6 protein-coding genes, 5 tRNA genes, 3 rRNA genes and 3 pseudogenes are annotated in these 18,422 nt (G+C 39.2%); 5 read left to right on the top strand and 12 right to left on the bottom strand.

Annotation, left to right across the window (positions count from 1 at the left end; all coding sequences use genetic code 11):
• Positions 1 to 188 precede the first annotated feature (188 nt).
• Together ACPT8O_RS03885 and ACPT8O_RS03880 are read left to right on the top strand one after the other, a co-directional pair.
• Entirely contained in the window at positions 189 to 2,426 is a 2,238-nt protein-coding gene (locus tag ACPT8O_RS03885; RefSeq protein WP_094037847.1) for a TonB-dependent hemoglobin/transferrin/lactoferrin family receptor, read from the top strand.
• A gap of 258 nt (positions 2,427 to 2,684) precedes the next feature.
• Positions 2,685 to 2,822 (top strand): annotated as a pseudogene (locus tag ACPT8O_RS03880) (iron-sulfur cluster carrier protein ApbC); the annotation flags it as partial.
• A gap of 136 nt (positions 2,823 to 2,958) precedes the next feature.
• On the opposite strand, the gene rpsO reads toward ACPT8O_RS03880, so the two are convergent.
• The 12 genes and pseudogenes from rpsO to ACPT8O_RS03820 form a co-directional block, all read right to left on the bottom strand.
• Positions 2,959 to 3,228, bottom strand: a complete 270-nt coding sequence (gene rpsO / locus ACPT8O_RS03875; RefSeq protein ID WP_021035622.1) for a 30S ribosomal protein S15 — start codon at positions 3,226 to 3,228, stop codon at positions 2,959 to 2,961.
• Between the two features lie 178 nt (positions 3,229 to 3,406).
• Positions 3,407 to 6,297: pseudogene (locus ACPT8O_RS03870) on the bottom strand (TonB-dependent hemoglobin/transferrin/lactoferrin family receptor).
• A gap of 41 nt (positions 6,298 to 6,338) precedes the next feature.
• Positions 6,339 to 6,587, bottom strand: a pseudogene (locus ACPT8O_RS03865) (heme utilization protein HutZ); the annotation flags it as partial.
• 287 nt (positions 6,588 to 6,874) lie between these two features.
• Positions 6,875 to 6,990 (bottom strand): 5S ribosomal RNA (gene rrf / locus ACPT8O_RS03860).
• Between the two features lie 198 nt (positions 6,991 to 7,188).
• A 23S ribosomal RNA gene (locus ACPT8O_RS03855) occupies positions 7,189 to 10,086 on the bottom strand.
• A gap of 270 nt (positions 10,087 to 10,356) precedes the next feature.
• A tRNA-Glu gene (locus ACPT8O_RS03850) sits at positions 10,357 to 10,432 on the bottom strand.
• Positions 10,433 to 10,562: 130 nt separating this feature from the next.
• A 16S ribosomal RNA gene (locus ACPT8O_RS03845) occupies positions 10,563 to 12,099 on the bottom strand.
• Together the 16S, 23S and 5S rRNA genes with 4 tRNA genes alongside form the textbook arrangement of a ribosomal RNA operon.
• A 176-nt stretch (positions 12,100 to 12,275) precedes the next feature.
• A tRNA-Pro gene (locus ACPT8O_RS03840) sits at positions 12,276 to 12,352 on the bottom strand.
• 21 nt (positions 12,353 to 12,373) lie between these two features.
• Positions 12,374 to 12,449 (bottom strand) — tRNA-His (locus tag ACPT8O_RS03835).
• Between the two features lie 26 nt (positions 12,450 to 12,475).
• A tRNA-Arg gene (locus ACPT8O_RS03830) sits at positions 12,476 to 12,552 on the bottom strand.
• 148 nt (positions 12,553 to 12,700) lie between these two features.
• Positions 12,701 to 14,836: a bifunctional 23S rRNA (guanine(2069)-N(7))-methyltransferase RlmK/23S rRNA (guanine(2445)-N(2))-methyltransferase RlmL gene (gene rlmKL, locus ACPT8O_RS03825; RefSeq protein ID WP_054249410.1), complete on the bottom strand. Its 2,136-nt coding sequence runs from the start codon at positions 14,834 to 14,836 to the stop codon at positions 12,701 to 12,703.
• A gap of 129 nt (positions 14,837 to 14,965) precedes the next feature.
• Positions 14,966 to 15,042: transfer RNA gene (locus ACPT8O_RS03820), tRNA-Met, on the bottom strand.
• A 186-nt stretch (positions 15,043 to 15,228) separates the two neighbouring features.
• Between ACPT8O_RS03820 and mltA the strand changes: the two genes are divergently transcribed.
• From mltA to znuA, 3 genes are all read left to right on the top strand, one after another.
• Positions 15,229 to 16,338 carry a murein transglycosylase A gene (gene mltA, locus ACPT8O_RS03815; protein ID WP_021035625.1) on the top strand — a complete coding sequence of 370 codons (1,110 nt, stop codon included), beginning with the start codon at positions 15,229 to 15,231 and terminating at the stop codon, positions 16,336 to 16,338.
• Positions 16,338 to 17,108, top strand: a complete 771-nt coding sequence (tcdA, locus tag ACPT8O_RS03810) for a tRNA cyclic N6-threonylcarbamoyladenosine(37) synthase TcdA (RefSeq protein ID WP_041175432.1) — start codon at positions 16,338 to 16,340, stop codon at positions 17,106 to 17,108. The genes mltA and tcdA overlap by 1 nt, the downstream gene beginning before the upstream one ends.
• 174 nt (positions 17,109 to 17,282) lie before the next feature.
• The gene (gene znuA, locus ACPT8O_RS03805) at positions 17,283 to 18,374 is read left to right on the top strand and encodes a zinc ABC transporter substrate-binding protein ZnuA (protein WP_021035627.1); all 1,092 of its coding nucleotides are present in this window, start codon (positions 17,283 to 17,285) and stop codon (positions 18,372 to 18,374) included.
• The last annotated feature ends 48 nt before the right edge of the window (positions 18,375 to 18,422 follow it).

The raw sequence follows: 18,422 nt of genomic DNA, 5'->3' as shown, positions 1-18,422 counted from the left end.
CACTATTTTTCTAGAAATTCATTTTTAAATACATCTTTTACAACTAAATCCATTGTTCATAGATTATGACATTTATCTTTTTTATCCGTCATCTTACAATTAATTTATATAAGTAAAAATATCTTGTTTTTTATCATCGTTAAATTTATAATAAATATAAATAATTATTATTAAGATTTAAGGGGCATATGAATATTATAATTAATAAACGTATCTTTTTATTAGTCACCTTTGTAAGTATTCAACTCAATGTAACCGCAAAGCAAAATTCTTCTAATTCTAATAGAGAGGAGTTATTACCTATCATTGTGAACACTGACGAGGATAGTAATAAACTACCTGGTCGTTCAGTATTAAAACAGAAAAATATCGAACAACAACAAGCTGACAATGCAGCGAATTTAATTAATATTTTGCCAGGTGTGAATATGGCAGGTGGTTTTCGCCCTGGCGGACAAACATTAAATATTAATGGAATGGGTGACGCTGAAGATGTTAGAGTTCAGTTAGATGGAGCTACAAAAAGTTTTGAAAAATACCAACAGGGTTCTATTTTTATTGAACCCGAATTGTTAAGAAAAGTAACTGTGGATAAAGGAAATTATTCTCCTCAATATGGTAATGGTGGTTTTGCTGGAACTGTAAAATTTGAAACTAAGGATGCTAGGGATTTCTTGCAAGAAAACCAGAAAATAGGTGGTTTGTTAAAGTATGGAAATAATAGCAATAATAACCAAAAAACTTATAGCACTGCACTAGTTTTACAAAATGAACAAAAAAATATTGATTTATTATTATTTGGTTCTGTAAGAAATGCTGGCGATTATAAAAGACCAGACAATAGCAAAATTCTTTTTTCAAAAAATAATCAAAAAACTGGATTAATAAAAGTAAATTGGCAAATTACTCCTGAACATTTATTAACTTTATCCAGTGTTTATGGCATTCATAAAGGGTGGGAACCTTTCGCAGCGAAAAGAGATATTTTACCTAAACCAAGTTCAGATGATATAATGCGTTATGGCACTGATATTGCTTGGAAACGTAAACTGGTTTATCGAGATCAAAAAGATAAAAATTACACATTAAAATACCACTACCTACCTAAAAATAATCCATGGATTAACTTATCTACTCAATTCAGCTATAGTAAAACCATACAAAATGATATGCGTCCCAAAGAAGCATCTTCAGTATTTGGTAGCAGCTTAGGTAATCAAAGCTGGATAGCTTATTCAGATCTTACTTTTGATATAAATAACACAAGTACTTTTAATATCAAAACTTCTGAGCATGAACTATTGTATGGTTTACAATGGTTAAAAAACACAAGAAATACTTTAATATACGATAAAGGTAAAGTGAAAAAAGTGGACTATAATTATGGCTATTTTCAGCCTTATTATATGCCTTCTGGACGCCAGTATACACAAGCATTTTATTTACAAGATCAAATAAAATGGCAGAATTTCCTCTTTACAGGAGGGATAAGATATGACCATATCAATAATATAGGGCAGAAAAATTTAGCGCCACGATATAATGATATCTCTGCAGGGCATAATTATAGCCAGAAAAATTATAATGGTTGGTCTTATTATTTAGGTCTTAAGTATGATGTAAATCATTATTTAAGTTTATTTACGAATTTTAGTAAAACTTGGCGTGCACCTGTTATTGATGAACAGTATGAGACGCAATCTAAGCAATCTTCTGTGCCTGCAACCTCTTTAAATTTAGAAAAAGAAATGATTAATCAAACCAGAGTGGGTGGAATTATTACTCTCAATCATCTATTTCAGGAAAATGATGCTTTTCAATTTAGAACTACTTATTTTTACCACCGTGGTAAAAATGAAATATTTAAAACCAGAGGAGTTAATTGTGTAGGCAATGCTGCAGATACCAATAATAATAGTGTTTGTCCTAAAATCATTGGAAATTATCGTAATTTGCCAGGTTATGTTATTCAAGGCGTAGAGTTAGAAGCTTATTATCAATCCACTTATTTATTTGGTGAGCTAACATATTCTTATGTAAAAGGAAAACGTGACACCTCACCAAGAAACCCATGGGGTAAAACCTCAACATGGATTGCAGAAATTCCCCCTAGAAAGGCAACTGCTACTTTAGGTTTCAATGTTCCAAAATATTATCTCACAGTAGGTTGGCGTGCTGAGTTTGTAAGAAAACAAGATCGATCGCCATCGTCTGGAGACCCCAAAGCATCATATTGGTCATTACCAGCTTCAAGAGGATACAGCCTACATAACCTATTCCTTTCTTGGAGCCCTGCAAAAATTAAAGGTATGAATATTAAGATTACAGTGGATAATTTATTCAATCGAGCATACAACCCTTATCTAGGCGAATTGGCTTCTGGAACAGGTAGGAATATCAAATTTAGCCTATCTCAGAAATTTTAGAATAAATAATAGCCCGATTGAATCTAATCGGGCTTTATCATAACTATAATTAGGCAAAACCTAACTATAATGTCCATTATACAAGATTAATCATAAATATACTTTTTTGAAAAAAATTTACAGAAAATTTATCTTAATATAGGAGATATATTAAGATAAATACATCATTAAAGAATGTAGAGATAATAGGTATAATCCCCTATACTAATTTTAGTATTCTTTGGTTAGCTTAGTTCCACTACCATACTTTCGCGTACGGGATTATCACCCGTTGTCGCCGCACCTGAAAGCGATATTGCCCAATCGTTTATGCAATTAGCCGAAAAAGTTGCCTCAGAACTTTACTGGCAAGGTTCAGTAATTCCAAGTGAGATCATGTTTAAGGAAGTGAAATAAAATTTGCTAAAATCGACCGCACTTACATTTAACTCCAGAAAAGTGCGGTGACTTTTATAAAAATTTTATTAATACAAGATAACAAAAAAAGCCCTCAATATTGAGGGCTTTTTTAGGGTATATATCCTAATCGAAATTAGCGACGTAAACCTAAACGAGCGATAGTTGAAGTGTAAAGCTCAAGATTAGTACGTTTTAAATAATCTAAAAGTTTACGACGACGAGAAACCATACGCAATAAACCACGACGACCATGGTGATCTTTTTTATGTTCAGCAAAGTGAGCTTGTAAATGGTTGATTTGTGCAGTTAATAAAGCGATTTGCACTTCTGATGAACCAGTATCTTTTGCATCACGACCAAACTCAGCAACGATTGCTGCTTTTTTTTCCGTACTTAGAGACATTTGATAACTCCTAAAAATTAAGTTAAACATACATCGCTAGCCGATCTCTAATTCAGCCACGACAAGGAGTATGAATTTTAGCATTGATGAGGATAAAAGCAATAAAATCTTTATAAAAACTCACCGTAAACTTTGAGCAAAAAAAGAAAGCCTGCTAAACAGGCTTTCTCTAGTTTAATTAAAACGTAATTTCTGCACTCAATTTATAGTTTCTACCTGGTGAATAAAAACGATTAATACCTGCACCTGTTTGTTGATTAATCAAGTTACTTGTCCCAAATGGCTTAATTGAACGAGCAGACTCCCAAGTTAAATATTTACGGTCAGTCAAGTTATATACACCAAACTGTAAAGTCACATTTTTAACTGGTTTTACATAAGTAACAAAATCAACCAACGTATAGTCATCACTACGCCATCTAATTGCACTGTCTTTATAACCTTGTTCCTTATAAAACATATTATAAGTATCTTTAGCTTTCTCCGCACTAACATGGGTTACATATAAGTCTGCACCAAATATCTGCTCTTTATGATCATACCCTAATCCAATAACAGAGGTTTTTGGTTGAATTGCATTCATTGGTCTATTACCATCTAAACGTCCTCTTTGATAAGTAAATTTATAACTTAAATTAAAACCATCTAACTTCTCAAAGAAATAACCAATATTCAAGCGAGAATTAATCTCAACGCCTTTCACTTTTGCGCGATCTACGTTTACATTCTGATAGACTTGGAAATCTCTTGCTTGTGCTTGACCACCTACAGAATTAGATAAATTTCTTGGACCTAAATACGCTAAATCAATAAAATGACGATACTTTGTTTGGAAAACACTTGTGCTAACAAATCCCCAATTATCGTGCACTGTTAATGCAATCTCTTGATTTTTTGCTTCCTCTGGTTTCAACACGGGGTTCGGTAAAATCGTAAAATCTGGATGCTTAAAGGTAAAATAAAGTTCATCTGAAGTCGGGGCTCTAAACCCTTTTGAATATTTTACTTGTACTCGTAAAAAATTCAGAGGATCGAACGTTGCACCAAGAGAATAAGAATGTTTCTTAAAGCGTTTTTCTTGTGCAATATAAGCAATATTTTCCTCCGCATTCTTACGAATTTGTTCTGGGGTCAATGCTTTTGTTGTTTCATAATTTCCTATTTTAACTTTTTCTCCTTTAGGTAATGGAATAAAAATACCTTTCACCATATCATCTGCAATTTTAGGTGTTACACCAGGAATATATTCTGGTTGATATTTAATATCGTCATAACGATAACCTAAATCTACACTCAACATGTTGTGTAATTTGATATTATCTGAAAAATATAGAGACTTGGTTGTCGCTTCTACTGGAATTAAGAAAGAAGTTAAAGGTTCATGACGAGGACATTTCAGTCCATTATAGTTACAATTCGTACTATTCCCTAAAATTCTATCAGCCCACCATGTAGGATTTCTCCCATCGTAACCTGCTTTATTAACCATTTTCTTCTCTGTACGTGAATAAATGGCACCGTATAATAATTCATTTTCTATATTAAAAGTCGAAAATGTTTTTGTTAAATCCAAATTGATTTGATTTGTTTTGTATTTGAATCAAGATCTCTTTCTTTGTAATCATATGGTAAATAACCTTTTGAATTAGGTAAAATTAAATAGTTCCTAACACCTCTTTCTTCTTTAGCTGTTTTATATAATTTACCATTGACAGTGATTTCTTCAGATAACTCAACTTGTTTTGGCGTATATTGACCATTTTAATAGTTATAAACAGTAAATGGCTGAGTACAATCAAAAAGAGAACAATCTAACCAAAATTCTTTAGGTCCTAACTGAATATTATTACTAAATGCTGCATTATTAGTACCAGATGTCGTAGGAAATGGGTTACCATTTTTATCAACTATTTCTGTATTAAATCCTGTTCCTTTTAAAGTAATCTTATTTCCCTCTGGATCAACAATTTTGCCATCTTTCAACTGAAGCCCTAATGGATTTTTATAAGAATCACATTTTTCATTACCATCACAATAATCTTCTGTTCTTGCTCTTGTTCTGATCTTTTGTTGTGAATAACTCAATTTTAGCGTATCCCAAAATGGAGTTATGCTATAGTTTTCATAAGTAAAAGAAACATTTTTACGTTTTGTCAAATCATTTGCATGACGAGATTCTTTCTCATCTAACTGAATATATGTTGTTGCAACAAGATTATATGAAAGATCATGTCCGCAGGAATGCTGAAGATAAGTATCAGAAGCGACTGTAAAACGATGATTTTCTGTTGGCGAAAAAGAGAATTTCACTAATGTACTTTCTTTCGTAATTGTATAAGGATCCGCTTTTTCTCTTTCTTTCCCTTGAATATCTCTGCCATTTTAGTCATAATTTTCTAATTCATGTCCATGTCGCTTAGAATGCATAATCAATGCATCAAACATTTGATAGCGACCTGCAAGAGTCACAGCATTTAATCCCTGATTATCTGCCGTTGAGTAGCCCGCTTTATAGCCGATATGCCAATCTTTTTCAGTCAGGAAATCTCTGGCATCTTTTGTTTCAAAAAGTACAGCGCCTCCCAAAGAACCACTACCTACTTTTACAGAATCAGCACCTTTCGCGATTTTAGCGACTTTCAACGTCTCAATTTCCACACTATTTCGGGTATTGTTAAAATTGCCGTAACCTTCGAATAATTCTTTAAAGCCTTGAGAAGAAAGGGTTTCTGCTTGATGTAAGCCATCTACTGTAATTGCCACTCGGTTCTCATCCACACCACGAATGGCATAACCGCTCGAACCAAAACGTCCAGCTTCTACCACAGTCACTCCGGTTTCATAGCGCACAAGATCACGACTATCCTGTACTTGCTGGCGTTTCAATTGACTCGCCGTTTTCACAGTTTCACCGACTTTTTTCTCTTTAATATTCATCTCACCTTGTTGAGAAGAAACGGTAATCGTATCAAGTTCAGTCGTCTCTTGATGACTATCCGCCAAAATGACCCCACAATAACTCAATAATGCTAATGTAATTGCAGAAAATTTTACTGTTGTTGTACGCATTTTCCTAACCTCACGTAAATACCCTAAAAAGTTGACAAAACTTATTCTTGGTGTCCTTCAACCAAGTGAACAAAGCTCACTAAATCATCATTACTCACTTGGAAAGCTTGACCAAAACCTTTTACAAATAACCCTTGTGAGGGTTTGAAACTAAACAAATGAAAATCTTTCATCCGAGACAATTCATCCATTAATGCACCATGTCTTGCTTTGAGTGCCTCAACGCCAGAATGCCATTCTTCACTTTCTCTCTCGACAACACGCGCAACCGCATCAAAAGATAAACGACGTACACTTTTCTCCTGATTTAAGTTCATTATTTACAAGATGTTTGTTTATTCCTTTACAGGAATAAACACTCTCATTATAATGAGAGCAAATTGATTATTTTTTATTCTATCTTAGTAAATAAGGTACTGATGTAAGGATAAGAGGTATCCCTGCCCAGTATTGCTATTGAGATATCGGCAGACACAAAGAGTGTTCTACTAATTTTTTAAAATTTAAAGATAGAAAAAACCCCAGCCTTTCGACTGGGGTTCTTCTTTTTTTATGTGATTTAGATTTTTATTTGATAACCCGGCGGTGCCCTACTCTCACATGGGGAAACCCCACACTACCATCGGCATTACAGCGTTTCACTTCTGAGTTCGGTATGGTCTCAGGTGGTTCCACCGCACTATCGCCGCCGGGATAATTCTTTAATAACTTCTCTCTTTGTTTCTTCTCTTTTACGACTTCACTTTTTTCGCTTTTCGTCTCTCTTCTTCTTATCGGCAACAAGCTGAACTCGATTTTCTTTCTATTTTTCCTTTCTATTAAGTCTTCTATATTTAAGTTGTTTGTCTACTCTTCTCTTTCGCTCTTTTCTCAAAAACACTTGAGCGTTGTATAGTTAAGCCTCTCGGGCAATTAGTATCTGTTAGCTCAATGACTCACATCACTTACACACCAGACCTATCTACGTCTTCGTCTTAAACAACCCTTACTGTCTTAAAGACAGGGAGAACTCATCTCTTGGCAAGTTTCGTGCTTAGATGCTTTCAGCACTTATCTCTTCCGCACTTAGCTACCCGGCAATGCGTCTGGCGACACAACCGGAACACCAGTGGTGCGTCCACTCCGGTCCTCTCGTACTAGGAGCAGCCCCAACCAATTCTCCTACGCCCACGGCAGATAGGGACCGAACTGTCTCACGACGTTCTAAACCCAGCTCGCGTACCACTTTAAATGGCGAACAGCCATACCCTTGGGACCTACTTCAGCCCCAGGATGTGATGAGCCGACATCGAGGTGCCAAACACCGCCGTCGATATGAACTCTTGGGCGGTATCAGCCTGTTATCCCCGGAGTACCTTTTATCCGTTGAGCGATGGCCCTTCCATTCAGAACCACCGGATCACTATGACCTACTTTCGTACCTGCTCGACTTGTCTGTCTCGCAGTTAAGCTTGCTTATACCATTGCACTAACCTCACGATGTCCGACCGTGATTAGCAAACCTTCGTGCTCCTCCGTTACGCTTTGGGAGGAGACCGCCCCAGTCAAACTACCCACCAGACACTGTCCGAGACCGCGTTCCGCAATCTTCGTTAGAACATCAAACGTTAAAGGGTGGTATTTCAAGGATGACTCCATAATCACTGGCGTGACTACTTCTTAGTCTCCCACCTATCCTACACATCAAAATTCAATGTTCAGTGTCAAGCTATAGTAAAGGTTCACGGGGTCTTTCCGTCTAGCCGCGGGTACACCGCATCTTCACGGCGATTTCAATTTCACTGAGTCTCGGGTGGAGACAGCCTGGCCATCATTATGCCATTCGTGCAGGTCGGAACTTACCCGACAAGGAATTTCGCTACCTTAGGACCGTTATAGTTACGGCCGCCGTTTACTGGGGCTTCGATCAGGTGCTTCTCTTTCGATTACACCATCAATTAACCTTCCAGCACCGGGCAGGCATCACACCCTATACCTCCACTTTCGTGTTTGCAGAGTGCTGTGTTTTTAATAAACAGTTGCAGCCAGCGGGTCACTTCGACCGGTTCAACCTTCGAGAGTAAATCTCTACAATCTACGCCGGCGCACCTTCTCCCGAAGTTACGGTGCTATTTTGCCTAGTTCCTTCACCCGAGTTCTCTCAAGCGCCTGAGTATTCTCTACCTGACCACCTGTGTCGGTTTTCAGTACGGTTTAGTAAAGCCTGTCGCTTAGTGGCTTTTCCTGGAAGTGTGGTATCAGTTACTTCAGCTCCGTAGAGCCTCGTCATCATCTCTCAGTGTTTAATAGAAGCCCGGATTTGCCTAAACTTCCCACCTACCAACTTAAACGCACATATCCAACAGTGCGATAACCTAACCTACTCCGTCCCCACATCGCAGCTTTACCAAGTACAGGAATATTAACCTGTTTCCCATCGACTACGCTTTTCAGCCTCGCCTTAGGGGCCGACTCACCCTGCCCCGATTAACGTTGGACAGGAACCCTTGGTCTTCCGGCGAACGGGTTTTTCACCCGTTTTATCGTTACTTATGTCAGCATTCGCACTTCTGATACGTCCAGCTAACCTCTCGATTAACCTTCATCCGCTTACAGAACGCTCCCCTACCCAACAGACTTTCGCCTGATGCCGCAGCTTCGGTGCTATATTTCAGCCCCGTTACATCTTCCGCGCAGGCCGACTCGACTAGTGAGCTATTACGCTTTCTTTAAATGATGGCTGCTTCTAAGCCAACATCCTAGCTGTCTAAGCCTTCCCACTTCGTTTCCCACTTAATATAGACTTGGGGACCTTAGCTGGCGGTCTGGGTTGTTTCCCTCTCCACGACGGACGTTAGCACCCGCCGTGTGTCTCCTGAGTATCACTCTTTGGTATTCGTAGTTTGCATCGGGTTGGTAATCCGGGATGGACCCCTAGCCGAAACAGTGCTCTACCCCCAAAGGTGTCACCTCAAGGCTCTACCTAAATAGATTTCGGGGAGAACCAGCTATCTCCCGGTTTGATTGGCCTTTCACCCCCAGCCACAAGTCATCCGCTAATTTTTCAACATTAGTCGGTTCGGTCCTCCAGTTAGTGTTACCCAACCTTCAACCTGCCCATGGCTAGATCACCGGGTTTCGGGTCTATACCTTGCAACTATTCGCCCAGTTAAGACTCGGTTTCCCTTCGGCTCCCCTATTCGGTTAACCTCGCTACAAAATATAAGTCGCTGACCCATTATACAAAAGGTACGCAGTCACCCTTTCGGGCTCCCACTGCTTGTACGTACAAGGTTTCAGGTTCTATTTCACTCCCCTCACCGGGGTTCTTTTCGCCTTTCCTTCACAGTACTGGTTCACTATCGGTCAATCAGGAGTATTTAGCCTTGGAGGATGGTCCCCCTTCTTCAAACAGGATATCACGTGTCCCGCCCTACTTCTCGTTAGCTTAGTACCACAATATGGTTTTTAGATACGGGATTATCACCCTCTTTGATTGTGCTTCCCAACACATTCTCCTAACCATACTGTTATCACTTACTGGCTCTTTCGCTTTCGCTCGCCGCTACTGACGAAATCTCGGTTGATTTCTTTTCCTCGGGGTACTTAGATGTTTCAGTTCTCCCGGTTTGCCTCAACAAACTATGTATTCACTTGTTGATAGTAGATTCTTCATCTACTGGGTTTCCCCATTCGGATATCTTGGATTAAACGCCTCTTATCGACTCATCCAAGCTTTTCGCAGATTAGCACGTCCTTCTTCGCCTCTGATTGCCAAGGCATCCACCTTGTACGCTTAGTCACTTAACTATACAACCTCAAATGTTTTCAATCACTTTAAGTTTTCACTTCAAAGTACGGTCAATTTGATGCGTATTTTCATTCAACTAAACACTTGATTGCTTTTGTTCAATCAAGATTTTATGCAAAACAGGTTTTGTTTTTAGAGTTTCCTTCTCAGTTCCCTCCTCTCACTTTCCTGTCTTGCCTACTCAGACTTTCTCTCGAAAATCTCTTGTTTTCAGCTTGTTTCCAATTTTTTAAAGAACAACAAGATAATCTAACAAAGTTATCTTTAATTGGCGTCCCCACGGGGATTCGAACCCCGGTTACCGCCGTGAAAGGGCGATGTCCTAGGCCTCTAGACGATGGGGACATCAATTAAAGATACTCTATCTTCTTTTTATCTTTTAACGTTTATTTTCAACGTTACTTTCGCTTCGCTTTTAATCTTGTCTACAACTATCAGCCAATCTGTGTGAGCACTCGCTGTCTCTCGTCTTCTGTAAGGAGGTGATCCAACCGCAGGTTCCCCTACGGTTACCTTGTTACGACTTCACCCCAGTCATGAATCATACCGTGGTAAACGCCCTCCTAAAGGTTAAGCTATCTACTTCTGGTACAACCCACTCCCATGGTGTGACGGGCGGTGTGTACAAGGCCCGGGAACGTATTCACCGCGACATTCTGATTCGCGATTACTAGCGATTCCGACTTCATGGAGTCGAGTTGCAGACTCCAATCCGGACTTAGACGTACTTTATGAGATCGCTCCACCTCGCAGCTTCGCTTCCCTCTGTATACGCCATTGTAGCACGTGTGTAGCCCTACTCGTAAGGGCCATGATGACTTGACGTCATCCCCACCTTCCTCCAGTTTATCACTGGCAGTCTCCTTTGAGTTCCCGACCGTATCGCTGGCAACAAAGGATAAGGGTTGCGCTCGTTGCGGGACTTAACCCAACATTTCACAACACGAGCTGACGACAGCCATGCAGCACCTGTCTCTAAGTTCCCGAAGGCACATTCGCATCTCTGCAAACTTCTTAGGATGTCAAGAGTAGGTAAGGTTCTTCGCGTTGCATCGAATTAAACCACATGCTCCACCGCTTGTGCGGGCCCCCGTCAATTCATTTGAGTTTTAACCTTGCGGCCGTACTCCCCAGGCGGTCGATTTATCACGTTAGCTACGGGCGCCAGAGTTAAACCCCAACCCCCAAATCGACAGCGTTTACAGCGTGGACTACCAGGGTATCTAATCCTGTTTGCTCCCCACGCTTTCGCACATGAGCGTCAGTACATTCCCAAGGGGCTGCCTTCGCCTTCGGTATTCCTCCACATCTCTACGCATTTCACCGCTACACGTGGAATTCTACCCCTCCCTAAAGTACTCTAGTTACCCAGTCTGAAATGCAATTCCCAGGTTAAGCCCGGGGCTTTCACACCTCACTTAAATAACCGCCTGCGTGCCCTTTACGCCCAGTTATTCCGATTAACGCTCGCACCCTCCGTATTACCGCGGCTGCTGGCACGGAGTTAGCCGGTGCTTCTTCTGTATTTAACGTCAATTTGATGTACTATTAACACATCAACCTTCCTCAATACCGAAAGAACTTTACAACCCGAAGGCCTTCTTCATTCACGCGGCATGGCTGCGTCAGGGTTCCCCCATTGCGCAATATTCCCCACTGCTGCCTCCCGTAGGAGTCTGGACCGTGTCTCAGTTCCAGTGTGGCTGGTCATCCTCTCAGACCAGCTAGAGATCGCAGGCTTGGTGAGCCTTTACCCCACCAACTACCTAATCCCACTTGGGCTCATCCTATGGCAGGTGGCTAAAAGTCCCACCCTTTCGTCTCTCGACACTACGCGGTATTAGCGACAGTTTCCCGTCGTTATCCCCCTCCATAAGCCAGATTCCCAAGCATTACTCACCCGTCCGCCACTCGTCAGCAAGAAAGCAAGCTTCCTCCTGCTACCGTTCGACTTGCATGTGTTAAGCCTGCCGCCAGCGTTCAATCTGAGCCATGATCAAACTCTTCAATTCAAGTTCAATCGCTCAATATACTGCTTAGCTATAAATAAACACTACTTAAAAAAGTAATTATGAATTTTCAGTTAAGCACCTATTAAGACTTCAAAATTAAAAAATATTTTTAAAACAAGTCAATCAACAAGTGCCCACACAGATTGTCTGATATATTGTTAAAGAGCAAAATAAAGTGGTCGGCGAGATAGGATTTGAACCTACGACCCACTGGTCCCAAACCAGTTGCGCTACCAAGCTGCGCTACTCGCCGTCAGATCTTATAAAGATAAGATGGGGTGGCTAATGGGATTCGAACCCACGACAACTGGAATCACAATCCAGGGCTCTACCAACTGAGCTATAGCCACCATTAAAAGTTGTTATTGCACTGACCTGGCGCGCTCGACAAGATTCGAACTTGCGACCTTTGGCTCCGGAGGCCAACGCTCTATCCAACTGAGCTACGAACGCGTTACTGCGTCGTTGCGGTGGCGTATATTAATGATTTAATAAAATCTTGTCTAGCACTTTTTGAAAAAAAATGTTTGAGCGATAGTTTTTTATTCAGTTTGTTTAAAATTCACTATTTTTTCGACTATTTTTACAACTTGGCAAATTATTATATATGTTGAATCATCCAACAATTATGAATTTGTTTATTACGTTCAAAATCTAGAGGTAACGTTTTATGCGAAATTTCTACCGCATTTAAACCTAATTCTTCCAACGCAACTAAATTCATTTTGAATCCACGTTTATTATTCGAGAAAACAATTGTGCCATTATTCGACAAAACTCGTTTTAGATTGCTCATCAATTTCACATGATCTCGTTGAACATCCCAACTCTCTTCCATACGTTTAGAATTTGAAAACGTCGGTGGATCCACAAATATCAAGTCAAATTGACGATCACATTTTTCTAACCATTGAAGGCAATCTGCTTGAATTAATTTATGTTGTTTACCTTCAATATCATTCAAAATAAGATTTTGCTCCGCCCAATTAAGATAAGTATTTGACATATCTACGGTGGTTGTCGATTTTGCACCACCAAGTGCCGCATGAACAGTTGCTGAGCCAGTATAAGCAAATAAGTTTAAGAAATCTTTACCTTTTGCCAACTCTCCAATCATTTTTCGCGTTAAACGGTGATCTAAGAATAAGCCAGTATCTAAATAATCTGTCAAATTTACCCAAAGCTGCGCGCCATATTCATTCACATAAAAGTATTCACCTTTATTGGCTAATTTTTCATATTGGTTAGTACCTTTTTGTTTCTGACGAACTTTGAGGATCAACTTATTCGTTTCCACACCTGTAACGTGCAAAGTTGCAGTAACGGCATCTAACAAACGCTGACGCGCTTTATTTTCATCAATATTTTTCGGCGCAGCATATTCTTGTACAACAATATAATCAGCATAACGATCAACAGCTAAATTATATTCAGGCAAATCGGCATCATATAAACGATAAGCGTCTAATCCTTGTTGCTTTGCCCATTTACTAATTTTCTTAATATTTTTTTGTAATCGATTAGCAAAATCTGTTGCGATCTCCGAACTGCGGTTAAATTCTAGCTCATTTTCAACAGTGATTTCATCTGATTTTCGTTCTGAAACTTGATAATTCTTCTGCACACAATCTAATGGGCCATTTTTTGCTTTAAACTGTCGGCTAGCACGCATTCTCAAACAATCAAGTAATGTGGATTCACTACTAAAAACAGAAACATTCCAACCGCAAAATTCTTTTTTAAGTCTTTGCCCAAATACAGAATAGAGCGCGATCAAAGCTGGTGTTGTGCCTAAGCGTTCCCCATAAGGTGGATTACAGATAACCGTACCGACTTCATTTACGCTAGGATTTTTCAACGTTGCAACATCACCTTGTTGCCATTTAATTAAATGTGAAACGCCTGCATTTTGTGCATTTTTCTGTGCCTTTTTTAATACGCGGTGATCGAGGTCAAATCCATAAAAGTGCGGTTGAATTTCACGTTGTTTTTCTTCTGCTAACTCAATCGCTTCATTTTTTACTGTTTCCCAAGCGGATTGATTATGCGGTTTCCAAAAATCAAATCCCCAATGTAAACGATAAAGTTGCGGTGCAATTTTGGCTTCCATTTGTGCCGCTTCAATTAAAAGCGTGCCAGAGCCACACATTGGATCTACTAATGGAGAACCCACTTGCCAACCTGAACGCATAACAATTGCCGCCGCTAGAGTTTCACGTAAAGGCGCTTGACCTGCATCTTCACGATAACCTCGCAAATGTAATGCTTCCCCACTTAAATCTAAAGAAATCACTAAATTTTCACGGTTCAAATAAGCATGGATACGCACGTCTGGCTGAATTTTATCTACATCAGGGCGAGTTTTACCTTGACGTTCAAAGTAATCAACAATTCCATCTTTAACACGCATCGCACCAAATTGAGTATGACGAATTTCTTGGTTGGTTCCATTAAAATCGACAAAGAATGTCACTCGTTCATCAAATTGCACTAACCAATTAAAGCCTGAAACAGCTGCATAAAGATCCAAATCGCTGTAAATCTTGGTTTCAATCAAAGGAAATAAAATGCGTGAAGCAAGGCGTGACCAAAGCAAAGTGCGGTATAAAGTTTCGTCATCAGCTTGATAATGAACGCCACCTTGAACCACTTTTGCCTCTTGCGCACCAAGTTCAGTGAGTTCAACTTTTAATAATTCTTCAAAGCCACGAGAAGTCGTTGCAAATAATTGTTTCATTTAGGTACCGATTTTGAAAATTTTGAGGGATTATAGCATAGAAAAAGATGATCTAATTGAGATCATCATAGCGAGTTAAACTGTAAAAAGAAAAGCCCTGATTTTCTAAATCAGGGCTTCAAAATTTGTTGGTTGCGGGGGCCGGATTTGAACCGACGGCCTTCGGGTTATGAGCCCGACGAGCTACCAAGCTGCTCCACCCCGCGTCTGATGAGGCGTACTATACTCGCTTAAAATTTAATTGCAAGAATTAAACAAAACTTTATCAATTGTTTGTTAATAAAATGTTCAATGTGTAGTTTTATTAAGCAATTTCACTAAATAACACTGGTTGTTTTCTGTAAATTTTGATAGCGTATGCGACCTTATTTCTGCTTACTTTAGGATTGAAAATGTCGGTGTGTAAACCATTTTGGTTCAAAACTTTTTCTATCTCAATTATTACCGCACTTTTGGTAGCTTGTACCTCTAACACAAAAAACACTCAGATTCCAACCACCTCAAATGGGAGTGATCCTCAACAATTCGGTGCAAAATATACCAATCGAACTTATCAGCAAACCGCTCTTGTGCCTGTTTCCTATATAGAAAACCAAAGTGCGGTAATAAATCAAGGCGATTTTTTAACACAGCTTTCCAATATAAAAAATTATTCAAGTAAACTTTCCACAAATTTTTACGATAATTATGAAAAGATTACAAATTGGGTTCTTTCTGGGGCAAATATTAATGAACTCACTCAATTTAATATCCAACCGCAAGTTATGCGTGGCTTTGATGGATTTCAAAATGTGCTGATGACAGGCTATTATTCGCCTATACTTTATGCTCGTCATTCCCCACAGGGTCAATTTAAAAATCCAATTTATCGTATGCCTGTAAAAAAACGTCTAAGTCGAGCACAAATTTATGCGGGAGCATTAACGGGAAAAGGATTAGAGTTAGCATATAGCGATTCAATGTTAGAAAACTTTTTACTTGGTGTACAAGGCAGTGGCTATGTAGATTTTGGCGATGGCAATCTTAACTATTTTGCTTACGCAGGACAAAATGGTTACCCTTACACCGCTATCGGGCGTTTATTAGTAGAAGATGGCGAAATTCCAAAAGAAAAAATGTCTATTCAAGCAATTCGAGAATGGAGTAATCGTAATCCCTCTCGTGTACAAAGCTTGTTAGAACGCAATGAAGCTTATGTATTCTTTAAAAATGATCCAAGTGGCAAAGTGAAAGGCTCTTCGGGCGTTCCTCTTGTAGCAATGGCTTCAGTGGCATCAGATCACAATATTATCCCATCTGGTTCTGTGCTTTTAGTCGAAGTACCCGACATTGATAATAACGGAAACTGGATTGGCACACACAAATTACACTTAATGGTTGCACTTGATGTAGGCGGTGCAGTGAAAGGTCATCACTTCGACTTATATCGTGGTATCGGTGCTAGAGCGGGACATATTGCAGGGCTTTCAAAACACTACGGTAGAGTATGGGTATTACAGTAATGGCTAGAATAGATAATTACGAACAACGCTTTGGTGGCATTGCACGACTTTATACGCCTGATGGCTTAGCACGCTTACGCCAAGCGCATATTTGCATAATTGGCATTGGCGGCGTAGGTTCTTGGGTTGTTGAAGCCTTAGCACGATCTGGCATTGGCAAACTCACATTAATTGATATGGATGATATTTGCGTCACGAATATCAATCGCCAACTTCCTGCGATGAGCGGCACAATCGGCAAATTAAAAACTGAAGTGATGTCAGAGCGAGTAAAATTAATTAACCCAGAATGTACCGTCAATATTATTGATGATTTTATCTCGCCAGAAAATCAAGCAGATTACCTCAATCAAGGCTATGACTACGTAATTGATGCTATTGACAATGTGAAAACTAAAGCGTCGCTGATTGCTTATTGCAAACGTAACAAAATTAATGTGATTACTATTGGTGGGGCTGGCGGTCAAACTGATCCAACCCAAATTCAAATTGCCGATCTGAGTAAAACCATTCAAGATCCGCTCCTTGCTAAAGTGCGGTCAGTTTTACGCAAGGATTACAATTTTAGCCAAAATCCAAAACGCAAATTTAGTATCGATGCGGTATTTTCAACACAACCTTTAATATTTCCACAAATGACTGAAGGTTGTGCAATTTCAGCCACAATGAATTGCGCAAACGGGTTTGGTGCAGCCACAATGATAACTGCAACTTTTGGTTTTTTTGCTGTTTCTCGTGTAATAGATAAATTACTCAAGAAGAAATCTTAATCCTTTGAAAATGCACATTAACTATGAATGTGCATTTTTTATCGAATGAAATCCATTTACTTTAAAAATGAAAAATTTTCCCCCTTTTTCACTATAAAATCATTGCAATTTACAGAAAAGAGCGTAGGCTTTTGCCCTTTACTAATAATTATCAACAAGTAAGGAAACAGAAATATGAAAAAACTTTTAAAAATTAGTGCCATTTCTACCGCACTTTTAAGCGCACCAATGATGGCAAATGCCGATGTATTGGCATCAGTAAAACCTTTGGGCTTTATTGTTTCATCTATTGCAGAGGGTGTAACTGGTACTCAAGTTCTTGTGCCTGCTGGAGCATCTCCGCATGACTACAATTTGAAATTATCTGATATTCAAAAAGTAAAATCTGCAGATTTAGTAGTATGGGTTGGTGAAGATGTTGATTCATTTTTAGACAAGCCAATTAGTCAAATTGAACGCAAAAAAGTGATTACCATTGCCGATCTTGCGGATGTTAAACCTTTATTAATTCAAGCTCACCACGAGCATTTCCATGAAGATGGCGATCATGACCATAAGCACGAACATAAACATGATCATAAACACGACCATGACCACGATCATAAACACGACCATGACCACGATCATAAGAACGAACACAAACATGATCATAAACACGACCATGATCATAAGCACGAACACGAACACGATCACGACCATAAACACGATCACGAACATCATGATCATGATCACGATCATCACGAGGGTTTAACAACAAACTGGCACGTTTGGTATTCTCCCGCTATCAGCAAAATTGTTGCACAAAAAGTAGCGGATAAATTAACTGCACAATTCCCAGACAAAAAAGATTTGATTGCAAAAAATCTTTCAGATTTTAACCGCACTTTGGCAGAACAAAGTGAAAAAATCACAGCACAACTGGCGAATGTAAAAGACAAAGGTTTCTACGTTTTCCACGATGCTTATGGTTATTTCAACGATGCTTATGGTTTAAAACAAACTGGTTACTTCACCATCAATCCATTAGTGGCACCAGGTGCAAAAACTTTAGCGCACATTAAAGAAGAAATTGATGAACATAAAGTAAATTGCTTATTCGCAGAGCCTCAATTTACACCAAAAGTGATCGAGTCTTTAGCGAAAAATACTAAAGTCAATGTAGGACAACTCGATCCAATTGGCGATAAAGTCACTTTAGGCAAAAATTCTTATGCAACATTCTTGCAATCTACCGCAGATAGTTACATGGAATGTTTAGCTAAATAAACCTTTCTAAAAACAATGACCGCACATAATAAAAGTGCGGTCATTTTC

The organism is Haemophilus sp. HN_Hi08 (assembly GCF_049824455.1).
Classification (GTDB): Bacteria; Pseudomonadota; Gammaproteobacteria; order Enterobacterales; family Pasteurellaceae; genus Haemophilus; species Haemophilus influenzae_D.
This window is presented reverse-complemented; position numbering and strand designations above follow the sequence as displayed.

Bases quoted from the DNA above. Each gene is read 5' to 3' on its own strand.
- ACPT8O_RS03885 (WP_094037847.1), top strand. From the start codon at position 189: ATGAATATTATAATTAATAAACGTATCTTTTTATTAGTCACCTTTGTA.
- rpsO (WP_021035622.1), bottom strand. From the start codon at position 3,228: ATGTCTCTAAGTACGGAAAAAAAAGCAGCAATCGTTGCTGAGTTTGGT.
- rlmKL (WP_054249410.1), bottom strand. From the start codon at position 14,836: ATGAAACAATTATTTGCAACGACTTCTCGTGGCTTTGAAGAATTATTA.
- mltA (WP_021035625.1), top strand. From the start codon at position 15,229: ATGTCGGTGTGTAAACCATTTTGGTTCAAAACTTTTTCTATCTCAATT.
- tcdA (WP_041175432.1), top strand. From the start codon at position 16,338: ATGGCTAGAATAGATAATTACGAACAACGCTTTGGTGGCATTGCACGA.
- znuA (WP_021035627.1), top strand. From the start codon at position 17,283: ATGAAAAAACTTTTAAAAATTAGTGCCATTTCTACCGCACTTTTAAGC.